The sequence below is a fragment of the Polaribacter atrinae genome (assembly GCF_038023995.1).
Classification (GTDB): Bacteria; Bacteroidota; Bacteroidia; order Flavobacteriales; family Flavobacteriaceae; genus Polaribacter; species Polaribacter atrinae.
Genome location: NZ_CP150660.1, coordinates 2,885,022 through 2,896,963, shown reverse-complemented (window position 1 = coordinate 2,896,963; position 11,942 = coordinate 2,885,022). Strand labels below are relative to the sequence as shown.

Here is an 11,942-nt window from a genome sequence, read left to right as displayed (position 1 = left end):
AAAGTTTATTTGGGATAGATTACTTGGTGTAAAGGAATATCAAATTCATCTGAATCTTCAATTTGATAAATAGGTTTAAAAAAGTTTAAACCAATAAATTGTGCTTCTTCTGTACATTTTGATAAAAACCGATCGTAAAACCCTTTTCCGTAACCAACTCTGTAATTTAATTCATCGGATATTAAAAGCGGAACAAAAATAAGATCTAGCTCTTTTTCATCAACTGGTACTGCATTTACAGGTTCTGGAACTCCAAATTTATTCAATTCTAAAACGGTATCTTCTTCTAAATAGAAATGAGAAAGTGTATTGTCTTTGAAATTACAGGTACTTACTACAATTTTTTTATGTCGTTTTCTAAAAAAATTAATAATTGGCTGCGTATCTATTTCTTTAAACTTAGTTAGCGACAGAAACAAATGCACATTTTTAACGCCAGAAGTATCTAAATCATAAATTTGTTCATAGATATTTTCTTGAAATGCTAAAATTTCATCTAGGGTTAAGTCGGCACGTTTTTGCTTGTAAATTTTTCTAAGTTCTTGCTTTTTCATTTTACAAATTATCTAAGTTTATTTGTAATTCTATCTACTGTTATCACTCTAAAAGTATTCGAATTAACAGTAACTCTAATTGCATGTTGCTTATTAGAAATATAAAAATTCTTTCCTTTTTTAATATAGTTTTCTAAAGTGGTTTCTTCTAATATTTTTTTAATCAGTATTTGGCTTTCATCAGTAGAAAAATTGGTTTTCAATTTCTTGTTTATCCTTTCGTAAACCAACTTTGTATAGCAATGCTTTTTTACAATCTCTTCTTTCTTAATTTTTATCATTTTAGAAATCTACAATTCTTCTAATTCTTTTTGGAGCTTTTTTGATAGACCTTGCACAACCAAATCATAAGAATGATTAATGAGTTCTTTTGCTAAATCGTCTGAAATATCACTCGAATTGAGTAAAACAGTGTTCCAATGTTTTTTACTCATATGATACCCTGCTGTAATGCCCTCAAAATCTTCTCTTAATGCAATTGCTTTTTCTGGGTTGCATTTTAGGTTGACTTTAGGATCGCCTTTTTCCCAAGAAGTTAAACCTGTTAATAAAAACATTTTATCCATCACTTTAAAAACTAACGTTACATCATCAAAAGGAAAATGTTCTGTTACCCCTTTTTTAGAAATACAAAAATCTCTCAATTGTTCTATGTGCATCCGTTTAGTTATTAAAATAATCTTTTTTATTACAATTTAAAAAGTATCTTTATAAACCAAATTTACAATTTTTTTATGACTGAAAATGATTTTTTAGACAACACCTCTATAATTAGTTATTCTGCAAAGAACTACGAAAAAACAACCTACAATGCAATTTCTGAGATTGTGTTTTCGGAAAATTCGGCTAGCACTAAATGGTTAAACACGTATGGAATACAGTTTCATGATGCCTATAAAAAAGTAATTCATCAGAATAAATTAGACGATTTTTTAATAAAATTATTAGGGGATGAAGAGCACCCGAACAAAGTAATTTTATTAGATAATTTACTATTTGTAACTACCAGGGTTTTAATTACCCAAAGTCAGAAATTAGATTCTGAACAAATGATTTTTGTTGTTTCTTCTGATTTTTTATGGTCTATTCAAGAAAAATCTGGAGATTATTTTGGTTGGATCCGTGAGCGTTTAGAAGGTAATAAAGGCATTGTTAGAAAGAAAAAAACAGATTATTTACTGTATTTGATTCTAGAATCTATAATTGATAATTACCAAAACACTTATGAAGTTAATGCCGATTTAAGTGCAGATAAACTAAATTCTACACATATAAAACCAACACCAGAGTTTACCTCTTTAGTAGAAAAAAGAAAACAAGAATTATTTAACTTTAAGAAAGCAACGTTAAGTTTAAGAGACACTATTATAAAATTAGAAAAGGTAGAAATTAAAGATTTTAATATAAAATACTTTAATGAATTAAAAGAGCAAACAAACAACTTAGTGTCTAATATAGATTTTGAATTACAAGAATTAGAGAGTAAAATAAACCTTATTTTTAGTATTCAAGGGCACCGTTTAAATGAGGTAATGAAAACACTTACTATTTTGTCTGTTATATTTATACCTTTAACTTTCTTAGCAGGAATTTACGGAATGAACTTTGAAAATATTCCTGAATTAAAATATAAATACGGTTATTTTATTCTACTTGGCGTTATGGCATTAGTAACCATAGTTTCAGTTTGGTATTTTAAACGTAAAAAGTGGTTTTAATGCTCTTTTTTAATAAAAAATCTAGAAATAACTACAATTAAAGATATTACACCGAAAATCAACAAAAACCATTTCACCAAATAAATGACTATATAAACTCCAAATCCTTTGCTAGAATTACTTTTTAGCAGTGTATTTATAATAGAATTTATCTTGTCAGAATTCGATATCACAAAATAAAAAACAAAAGACAACACAGATAATCCTAAAACCTTAAAAAGTTTTAAATTAACTTTTTTCATCTAATAACATCGCTGTTTTTTGCTAAATCTACTTTATAATTTTATATAAAATAGGCTTACTAGGTGTTGCATCATTTTCGAATGGTGCAATCATTAAGTTTAATAAATATTCACCGTCATCCACATCATTTGGCACAAATATAAACTCTGTAATAGTAGCATTCATTCTTAAATCACCAGAAGTATTCCAGAAAATATTGTGAACTTCTAATTTTCCGCCATCTTTTTCTTTATCTACAGAAGGTAAATCTATCAATAAGTGTTTAATTCCTTTTTCTACTAAATAACTAGACGCTTCATTAGATAAATAAGCAGGATTTGTATTAAAGTATCTGGTTTCTTTTTTGTCAGATAAATTTGGTAAAGTTCTTATTACAATGGCATCTCTCTTTTTATTTTTTAATGCTGTTTTTAACTGTTTTTCAGAAATTACAAAATCATTTCCTATTTTTTCAGGAGCCACGGTTACCAATTCAGCTAAAAAGAAATAATGTTTTAAATTTTGATTTACAGAGTGTACTTCTTTTGTAATATGACCAACACACTCGGTATGGGTAATATGTGAATGCGGGTTGAATTGAATATTATTAAAATTTACAACCGCGCCATTAGCCACACTAACTTCGTAACCATCAAAAGATGCTGGCCCAATTTTAGGGTCTTCAATTCCCCAAGCATTTATATTTTTTTTAGTAACATCTATAGGAATCGAAATATCTATAGGTTCCGATACATTTATTTCTATTTTTCTTGAATTATACTCTATAACCGCTTTCATATTTGCCGTACTTATTTTAGTAAATTTTAGTTTTTTACCACAAGATCAAATATAAGTTTTTAAATTTGTTTTGGGCATTTTAACAGTATTCAATCTTAATATTTAACAAGAATTAACAGCTAAAAAACTAGTTAACCATAAATAAATCTGAAGAAATTCCGTCTGATAAAAACTTCCCTTTTTGAGTTGTTTTTAAAACTCGGTTTTCAAGAATTAGTAATTCTTTTTCCAAATATTTTTCAGCTTGTTTTTCTAAATATTTTATATATTTCTCTCCAAAATCCTTTTCTATTTTATCAAAAGAAACACCCCAAATGGTTCTTAAACCCGTCATAATATATTCATTATAACCGTCCATCTTGGTTAATGTTTCTCTTTCTATTGGAAGTTTATTTTCTTGAATAGATTTAATATACTTTGTGTTATTTCTAACATTCCAACTCCTTTGAACTCCATCAAACGAATGTGCAGAAGGACCAATACCTAAATAAGATTTACCCAACCAATAAGACGAATTATTTTGACTAAAAAATCCTTCTTTACCAAAGTTTGATAATTCGTAATGCACAAAATTGGCTTTCTTTAATTCTTCAATTAAAATATAAAATTGCTCTTGCGCTTTTTCTTCATCAACATTTTTAATTTCACCTTTTTTAATTAAAGTGTCTAAAGCCGTTTTTGGTTCTACCGTTAAGGCATAACTAGATATATGTGGAATTCCGAAACTCAACGCCGTTTGTATATTTTCTCTCCATTCCTCATTTGTACAATCTGGAATTCCGTAAATTAAATCGACAGAAATATTATCAAAATATTGAGTCGCTATTTCAAGACATTTTTTTGCTTCGGATGAATTATGCGCACGATTCATCAGTTTTAAATCTTTCTCAAAAAAAGATTGAACACCAATACTCAGTCTATTTATTGGTGATTTAGAAAGTTCTATAATTTTTTCTTCTGATAAATCATCAGGATTTGCCTCTAGCGTAATTTCTGGATTCTCAACTACTGTATGATTTTTATAAACAGCATCAATTAAAGTTTGAATTTCTTCCGTATTTAAAACAGATGGTGTTCCTCCTCCAAAATAAATGCTTTCTATAATGGTATTTTTTAACTCGTCTTTTCTAATTTCTATCTCTTTAATTAAAGACAAAATCATATCTTCTTTCTTCTTTAACGAAGTAGAAAAATGAAAGTCGCAATAAAAACATGCTTGTTTACAAAACGGTATGTGTATATAAATTCCGGACATAAATTCAGTTATCAGTTATCTTTTATCAATTATCACGATTGCTTATTAATTCTAGTCGTCTTTAAAATTGAAAAAAGAATTCTCCCAATCTCATCAGCTTTTTCAAATAAAATATTAAAATCAACAAGATCTAAATCGTCACTATCTTTTAATAAATGTAACCAATATTTTGTTTCTAAACATTCTTTATAAGCAATTGACATTTTAGCAGAAAAATCTGCCTTAGAAATAGCACCGTTAGCTTCAACGATATTGGCTCCAACTGAAGTTCCGCTTCTTAATATCTGTTTTGACAAAACGTATTCTTTCTTTTCTGCCATTAACTTCTTGCTAAGTTTTACAATTAACAATGCAAGGTCATAAGATTTATTCTGTAACGGATTATTGGGTAATTTCATTATTTCTGATAATTGATTACTGATAAATGTTCATTGAAAATTTATTTTTTAACCCGTTTTTCATTTTGTTTTACAAAACTAGCCCAACCTGTATAGTTTTTTCCACCAACAACTATACCTGAATTGTAAAAGTGACAAACTGCAGCAGCTAAACCATCTGTAGCATCTAAATTTTTAGGTAAAGTTTTTAAATTCAATAAAGATTTTAACATCAAAGCTACTTGCACTTTACTTGCACTTCCGCTTCCGGTAACTGCCATTTTAATTTTCTTTGGCAAATACTCTGTAATCGGAATTTCTCTTGATAAACCTGCAGCCATCGCAACTCCTTGCGCTCTACCTAACTTTAACATCGATTGTACATTCTTCCCAAAAAAAGGTGCTTCAATTGCTATTTCATCTGGATGATACGTATCAATCAATTCAATCGTTCGTTCAAAAATAAGCTTTAACTTCAGGTAATGATCGTCGTATTTTTGCAACATTAATTCATTCATTTGAATAAATTCCATCTTTTTACCAACAACTTTTATCAAACCGAACCCCATAATTGTGGTTCCAGGGTCAATACCTAAAATGATTTTTTCTATCGCCAAAGTGGTAGATTGTTTTTGTTTTTATCATCAAACTTACTGATGATTATTTGTTACTTTGCAAACCATGTATAATTCGCTTTCATACAAATCTAAACAATTCTTTTGGTTGATAATAAAACTATCGATTGTAATTGGTTGCGGATATTTTATTTATGCAAAACTGGTTGATAACGAACAGTTAAAATTTACTGTCTTTTATAAAAATTTAATTGAAAATGATCTTTTCTCCATCGAAAACATATTTTTTATAACAGTTTTTACAGTTTTCAATTGGTTTTTAGAAATCTTAAAATGGAAATATTTAGTCGGTTTTGTAAAAGATATTTCATTTATAGAAGCCTCACAACAATCACTTTCTTCTTTAACAACTTCTTTAGTTACCCCCAATAGAATTGGAGAATACGGAGCAAAAGCAATGTATTTTAATAAAAAACACAGAACACAAATAGTAGGTTTAAATTTAGTTGGTAATTTTTATCAAATGTTTATCACCTTATTTTTGGGATGCATCGGTTTCAGTTATTTTATTTTTAACCATAAAATTAAAGTTGATTTCCCTCTCATTTTAAAAGGTTTACTTATAGCGGTTATTGTATTTTCTGTATTATTCTTTATACTTAAAAGAATCAATTTTAAGGGCTTTTCATTTGAAAAAGTAAGGAATTTTATAAAAAGAATTCCGTTGCCATTAAATATAAAAGTTGCTATTTTATCAATGCTACGCTTTATCATTTTCTCGCATCAGTTTTATTTTATATTACTTATTTTTAAAGTTGATATTTTATATTTTAATGCAATTTCGGCAATTAGTTCCGTTTATTTAATTGCCTCTACAATACCAATGTTATCATTATTTGATGTTATTTTAAAAGGTTCTGTAGCTATTTGGGTATTTTCATTTTTTAATATGCCGTCTCTTATTATTCTATCTACAACCACTTTAATGTGGATTTTAAATTTTGTGTTACCGGCAATTATTGGCTGTTATTTTGTGTTAACTTTTAAACCTAATTTTACAAAATGATTTGGTTGCTAATTTTCACATTTACTTTTTATGCTATTCTAATTATTTCTTTAGCACTGGGGTTTAAAAGGGTTTTAGAATTTAAAGAAACAGCAACTCTACAAAAAACTTCATTTTCGGTAATTATTCCTTTTAGAAATGAAGCTGAAAACTTACCTCTTTTATTAAAATCAATCGCTGAGTTGAATTACCCAAATGATTTGGTAGAATTTATTTTGGTTGATGATGCTTCTGATGATAATTCGGTAGATATTATTAACGATTTTTCCTTTTCGAAAGAAGGACAAGTTCTCAATACCAGTTCTCAAAAAAGTATAATCGCTAGAACTGACATTTGGATAATAAAAAACAATAGAACCTCTAACTCACCAAAAAAAGACGCTATTACTACTGCTATTTCTATTGCAAAAAACAAATGGATAGTTACCACAGATGCAGATTGTATTCTACCAGAAAACTGGCTAAAAACCTTAGATAGTTTTATTCAAAATAATAACGCAAAAATGGTAGTTGCGCCAGTTAATTACAACGTTGAAAACAATTTCTTAGAGCAGTTTCAATTATTAGATTTTATGAGCATGCAAGGAACTACTATTGGTGGTTTTGGTATAGATTTTCCGTTTTTATGCAATGGTGCAAACTTTGCGTACAAAAAGGAAAATTTTTTAAAACTAAATGGTTTTGAAGGAAACAACAATATTGCCAGTGGAGATGATGTTTTTCTGTTTGAAAAATTTATAAATGCTGATAAAAAGAGTGTTTTTTATCTAAAATCTAAAGAAGTAATTGTTACTACTTTTCCTGTAAAAACATGGAGAGGTTTAATTAATCAAAGAACAAGATGGGCTGCAAAGACAGGTAATTTTGGTTCTTTAAATGTAAAATTAATTGGGTTGTTAGTTTTACTAACCAACTTTGTTGTTGTTTACTATTTATTAAATGGAAACTTAGAAATGTTACTTTTTCCTTTTATGCTAAAAATAATTATTGACTTGTTTTTATTCTTGCCTACAATTGAGTTTTTTAAGCAGCAAAAAGGGTTTTATAAATGGTACCTTTTTGCAAGCTTATTGTATCCCTTTTTCAGTCTTTTTGTTATTTTTAAATCTTTATTTTTTAAATACAACTGGAAAGGAAGACGTTTTAAAAAGTAGCTTCTATTTTAAGAAAACAAATATTGCAAGCAAAAAAGTTTAGCCCTGATTGAAACAATTGTCTGAGCTCTTTTTTATCCTTTTTCAGGATAAAAAAAGCGAGTGTGTAAAGCAGGAAATAGCTTCTAATAAAAATATAAATTAGTTATTTAAAATAAGGCATTCATAATATCTTCAGCCTTAAACCAAAGTATTAAAGCAAAAGCCAAAAGCAATACTAAAAAAAGTCCTTTTGTTGGTTTTGTCTCTTTTTTTCTACCAAATTTTCTTTTAAATTCCATTTTTACTATTGCTTTTTTTATGAGTTCTTATTCTTTATCTACAATTTACTGTATGCTTTTTTTGGTTGCACGTAGCATTTCTCTTTTTCCTGGAGGCCCAGGCAAACGTTCTACCACAAAACCAACTTCTTGCATTGCTCTTCTTACACTTCCTTTTGCTGAATAAGTTACTAAAATTCCGTTTTCTTTTAATGCTTCAAACATTTTACGAAAAATTTCTACTGTCCATAATTGAGGTTGCACACGAGCACCAAAGGCGTCAAAATAAATTAAGTTAAATGTGTTTTTATCTTCGATATCTTCAAAAAACTGCTTTCTTTTTGTTAACGAAAATGTGTCAGAAATTAGATGCTTTTCTTCCCAAGAAATAGCGTGCATTTTTTTAAATGTTTCACTTTCTTTTTCTGCTTCTAAGACAGCTATAAAATTCATTTTCTCTACCTCTTCCGCAGTAACAGGGTACGCTTCAACACCTACATAATGAATGTTTTTTTTAGCTTCTAAATAGGTAATAAAACAATTTAGACCTGTACCAAAACCAATTTCTAAAATAGCAACATTATCTTCTGTAACTTCTCTTAACCCACTTTTTATAAAAACATGATAAGTTTCATTAATAGATCCATTTTTAGAATGATATTGCTCATCCCAATCTGGTAAATGAATGGTTGATGAACCATCTGATGTTATTAATATTTCTCTTTTCATAATTATTTTATTAGCAACTTTTTAATTTTTGGAATTGGCCCAATACAAGTAGTTTTATGACAAGTAATACAACTATTAACAGCATTGTTGTGTCTTACAATAAGTGAATCTTTTGATGTTTCAAACACCTTTTTAAAACTATCTAAATAAAAGTCTGAAAAGGCATTAAACTGACTATTTCTAACAGCAGCATCTGTTAATTGAGCTGTGTGAATGTTTAAAAATTCTTGAGGAAATTCCTTAGGTTCTTTACCCTCTAAAACAAGCTGCTTATTTTCTAGGCTTTTATCATACATTTTAAGCATTAGAGCAGCCATTTCAGACTGATTACCTCTTTTACTTTCTATAATAACAACCTCTTTTGACTCTTTCTTTTTACAAGATAAAATAGAAATCAATAAAAATAACAGTGTTATTTTTTTCATTATTTTCTCATTAAAACTCCATCTGCCTCAAACGTATATTCGATTTTAGGAGTTGTAATTTGTGCAATTTCATCCTTAGTTTTCCCTGCATCTTCTGCATAATGTTGTAATTCTTCTACAGAAGTTTCTTGTACAAATGCTTTACCATTTAAAACCACTTCTCTTCCTTTAGAATCTAAAGGCATAAAAAAACCATAATCTTTAAAACGAACCATAGTTTCTGTTTCTCCGTTTAAAGGCAACTTCATCCAACATCCTTTTTTAGAACAAACTTCCTTAATACTAGATGCAAATTTTACATTAATAGTATCACCAGCTTTCATAGTTTTAAACTTAGTTAATAGCTCTTCTGAAGTAATTGCATTGTCTAACGCAATTTTTTCACCAAAAGATTCATAAACTACTTCTTGTTTTGGTTCTGGAGTTTCATTTGCAGGTTTCTTAGCTTCTTTACAAGCCGTAAAAACGAATAAAACGACTAAACAAAAGGATATCAAAAATTTCATAATTTCTAAATTAAGTGAGTATCGAACAAAAGTACATATTTTAATGAGTAAAAGCAATGATTAGTTATATAGTCAGATGAATATTTTATGTACATTTGCTTAATAATTCAATCAAAAAGCATGAAATCTAATATAGAAATTCAACGTATAGAAAAATCGAAGATCGATTCTGTAGATTTTAACAATCTACCATTTGGTAGTGTATATTCTGACCACATGTTAGAGTGTGATTTTATAGATGGCGAGTGGCAAACACCTGTTATTAAACCTTATGCACCTATCTCACTAGACCCAGCTGCTAAAATTTTCCACTACGGACAATCTATTTTTGAAGGTATGAAAGCCTATAAAGATGCAGATGGCAGCACCATGTTATTTAGACCTTTAGAAAACCACAAACGATTAAATAAATCTGCAGAGCGCTTGGTTATTCCTGCTGTTCCTGAAGATGTTTTTATGGAAGGTTTAAAAAAATTATTAGAAGTAGATAATAAATGGATTCCTACAAACGAAGGAAGCTCTTTATATATTAGACCTTTTATGTTTGCCTCTGGAATTGGATTTCACGCTTCTCCAGCAAATGCTTATAAATTTATAATCTGTACAGCTCCTTCTGGTGCATATTTTTCTGGTAAAGTAAAAGTTTTAATTGAAGAAAAATATGCTCGTGCCGCAAATGGTGGTGTTGGTTTTGCAAAAGCTGGTGGAAATTATGCTGCTCAGTTTTACCCTACTCAATTAGCAATAGAAAAAGGCTACAATCAAGTAATTTGGACGGATGATAATACGCACGAATATATTGAGGAAGCTGGTGCAATGAATATTTTTATCAGAATTAATGACACACTAATTACTAGCCCTACAAGCGATAGAATCTTAGATGGAATTACACGTAGGAGTGTTATTCAGATTGCAGAGGACATGAACATTGATGTAGAAGTTAGAAAAATTACTGTTTCTGAAGTAATTGCTGCCGCACAAAGTGGTAGTTTAAAAGAAATGTTTGGAGCAGGAACTGCTGCGGTGATTTCTCCTATTGCAGGTTTTGGATACCAAGGTTCTGATTATGATTTACCAGAATTAGAAGCGCCTTTTGCAGGAACTCTAAAGAAAGCGATTACAGATATTCAAACAAACCAAGCTGAAGATCCTTACGGTTGGAGAGTAATACTGAAGTAAATAGTTAATAATTATAATTAGTAGTTAACTAAACTATTAATCTAAATTTTAACTAAAAAACATACAATACTAAAAGCATCAATTTATATTGATGCTTTTTTTTGTCCTTAAATCAGAATTAAGTAAAACGGTAACAACAAAAGTTTCACATCCTTTTACACAGTAAAACCATAGACTTCTTAAAAACGAAACGTTCACAATTAAAAATAAAGTAATTTTTATTTATATTAACCACTCCGACACAACTACCAAGAAAGAAAGACAGAAAAAAAACAAAAGGAAATTAAAAAATAAGGTTTCCGTTTTGCTACTCAAAATTATAAAACATTAAAATGAACTTTAAAAAAACGTCTCAAATATTTTTACTGATATTATTAATTTCCTCTAATATTATTAGTCAAACTAGAAAAACTATAGAACTTTCAGAAAACTGGACTTTTAAAAAAGGTGAAAATAAAAATGCAGAAAAAGTAAATTTTAATGATAAAAACTGGCAAAAAGTAACAGTTCCTCATGATTGGGCAATTTATGGTTCCTTTGATAAAGAAATAGACAAACAAGTTATGGCAATTACTCAAAACGGCGAAAAGGAAGCTACAGAAAAAACAGGTAGAACTGGTTCTTTACCACACGTAGGAACTGCTTGGTACAGAAATAAATTTAATATTTCTGAAACCGATATCAACAAAAAAATAATTTTATTGTTTGAAGGCGCAATGAGTGAGCCCCAAGTATTTTTAAATGGAAAAAAAATTGGAGAATGGGCGTATGGGTATAGTTACTTTTATTTTAATATTTCTAAAGATTTAATTGCAGGAGAAAATACTTTAGCCGTAAAATTAACCAACAAAGAGAACGCATCACGTTGGTATCCAGGAGCAGGTTTGTATAGAAAAGTAAGTCTAATCATAAAAGAAAAAGAAAGTATTAATCAATGGGGAACTTTTATTACAACTCCTTTTGTAAGTAAAAATGAAGCTAAAGTTCATATAAAAACAAAAGTTTCTAATGAATCAGGTGTATTGATAACTACAATTTTTGATGCAAATGGAAATGAGGTAAATCAACTCAAATCTGATATTCATTTTAATAATGAATTCGATCAAAATATAAAAGTTTAAAAA

At 28.7% G+C, this 11,942-nt stretch carries 16 protein-coding genes; 5 read left to right on the top strand and 11 right to left on the bottom strand.

Features of this window, described 5'->3' with window-relative positions; translation table 11 throughout:
• Positions 1-5: 5 nt before the first annotated feature.
• The 3 genes from WG945_RS12610 to WG945_RS12600 are packed head-to-tail and all read right to left on the bottom strand — an operon-like array spanning position 6 to position 1,213.
• Positions 6-554, bottom strand: a complete 549-nt coding sequence (locus WG945_RS12610) for a 5-formyltetrahydrofolate cyclo-ligase (protein WP_068449517.1) — start codon at positions 552-554, stop codon at positions 6-8.
• 8 nt (positions 555-562) lie between these two features.
• A complete protein-coding gene (locus WG945_RS12605; protein ID WP_082864221.1) occupies positions 563-835 on the bottom strand; it encodes a DUF3781 domain-containing protein in 273 nt (90 codons plus the stop codon).
• Between the two features lie 9 nt (positions 836-844).
• Positions 845-1,213, bottom strand: coding sequence for an MmcQ/YjbR family DNA-binding protein (locus tag WG945_RS12600; protein WP_068449518.1), 369 nt, complete (start codon positions 1,211-1,213; stop codon positions 845-847).
• A 75-nt stretch (positions 1,214-1,288) separates the two neighbouring features.
• Here WG945_RS12600 and WG945_RS12595 point away from each other — a divergent pair, with 75 nt between their 5' ends.
• Positions 1,289-2,272, top strand: a complete 984-nt coding sequence (locus tag WG945_RS12595; protein WP_068449519.1) for a magnesium and cobalt transport protein CorA — start codon at positions 1,289-1,291, stop codon at positions 2,270-2,272.
• A 270-nt stretch (positions 2,273-2,542) separates the two neighbouring features.
• Here the strand turns inward: WG945_RS12595 and WG945_RS12590 are convergent, their stop codons facing one another.
• The 4 genes from WG945_RS12590 to ruvC form a co-directional block, all read right to left on the bottom strand.
• Entirely contained in the window at positions 2,543-3,292 is a 750-nt protein-coding gene (locus WG945_RS12590; protein ID WP_068449521.1) for a cyclase family protein, read from the bottom strand.
• A 127-nt stretch (positions 3,293-3,419) separates the two neighbouring features.
• Positions 3,420-4,547, bottom strand: coding sequence for a radical SAM family heme chaperone HemW (gene hemW / locus WG945_RS12585; RefSeq protein ID WP_068449522.1), 1,128 nt, complete (start codon positions 4,545-4,547; stop codon positions 3,420-3,422).
• 32 nt (positions 4,548-4,579) lie between these two features.
• Positions 4,580-4,945 carry a four helix bundle protein gene (locus tag WG945_RS12580; RefSeq protein WP_068449523.1) on the bottom strand — a complete coding sequence of 122 codons (366 nt, stop codon included), beginning with the start codon at positions 4,943-4,945 and terminating at the stop codon, positions 4,580-4,582.
• Between the two features lie 41 nt (positions 4,946-4,986).
• Entirely contained in the window at positions 4,987-5,541 is a 555-nt protein-coding gene (gene ruvC, locus WG945_RS12575) for a crossover junction endodeoxyribonuclease RuvC (RefSeq protein WP_068449524.1), read from the bottom strand.
• Between the two features lie 106 nt (positions 5,542-5,647).
• Between ruvC and WG945_RS12570 the strand changes: the two genes are divergently transcribed.
• Entirely contained in the window at positions 5,648-6,565 is a 918-nt protein-coding gene (locus tag WG945_RS12570) for a lysylphosphatidylglycerol synthase domain-containing protein (RefSeq protein WP_231874626.1), read from the top strand.
• Entirely contained in the window at positions 6,562-7,719 is a 1,158-nt protein-coding gene (locus WG945_RS12565; protein ID WP_068449526.1) for a glycosyltransferase family 2 protein, read from the top strand. Before WG945_RS12570 ends, WG945_RS12565 begins: the two co-directional genes overlap by 4 nt.
• 149 nt (positions 7,720-7,868) lie before the next feature.
• Here WG945_RS12565 and WG945_RS12560 read toward each other — a convergent pair whose 3' ends face one another.
• Genes WG945_RS12560 through WG945_RS12545 form a run of 4 tightly spaced genes read right to left on the bottom strand, consistent with a single transcriptional unit; the run spans position 7,869 to position 9,639 of the window.
• Entirely contained in the window at positions 7,869-8,000 is a 132-nt protein-coding gene (locus tag WG945_RS12560; RefSeq protein ID WP_262501941.1) for a hypothetical protein, read from the bottom strand.
• Positions 8,001-8,045: 45 nt separating this feature from the next.
• A complete protein-coding gene (gene mnmD, locus WG945_RS12555) occupies positions 8,046-8,708 on the bottom strand; it encodes a tRNA (5-methylaminomethyl-2-thiouridine)(34)-methyltransferase MnmD (RefSeq protein WP_068449527.1) in 663 nt (220 codons plus the stop codon).
• 2 nt (positions 8,709-8,710) lie between these two features.
• Positions 8,711-9,133: a hypothetical protein gene (locus tag WG945_RS12550; protein WP_068449528.1), complete on the bottom strand. Its 423-nt coding sequence runs from the start codon at positions 9,131-9,133 to the stop codon at positions 8,711-8,713.
• Positions 9,133-9,639 (bottom strand): DUF4920 domain-containing protein, encoded by a 507-nt coding sequence (locus tag WG945_RS12545; RefSeq protein ID WP_068449529.1) that lies wholly within the window; start codon positions 9,637-9,639, stop codon positions 9,133-9,135. The genes WG945_RS12550 and WG945_RS12545 overlap by 1 nt, the downstream gene beginning before the upstream one ends.
• A gap of 120 nt (positions 9,640-9,759) precedes the next feature.
• Between WG945_RS12545 and WG945_RS12540 the strand changes: the two genes are divergently transcribed.
• Both WG945_RS12540 and WG945_RS12535 read left to right on the top strand, forming a co-directional pair.
• Positions 9,760-10,818 carry a branched-chain amino acid aminotransferase gene (locus WG945_RS12540; protein ID WP_068449530.1) on the top strand — a complete coding sequence of 353 codons (1,059 nt, stop codon included), beginning with the start codon at positions 9,760-9,762 and terminating at the stop codon, positions 10,816-10,818.
• Between the two features lie 332 nt (positions 10,819-11,150).
• On the top strand, positions 11,151-11,939 hold the full coding sequence (locus WG945_RS12535; protein ID WP_317039178.1) for a sugar-binding domain-containing protein: 789 nt from the start codon (positions 11,151-11,153) through the stop codon (positions 11,937-11,939).
• Positions 11,940-11,942 lie beyond the last annotated feature (3 nt).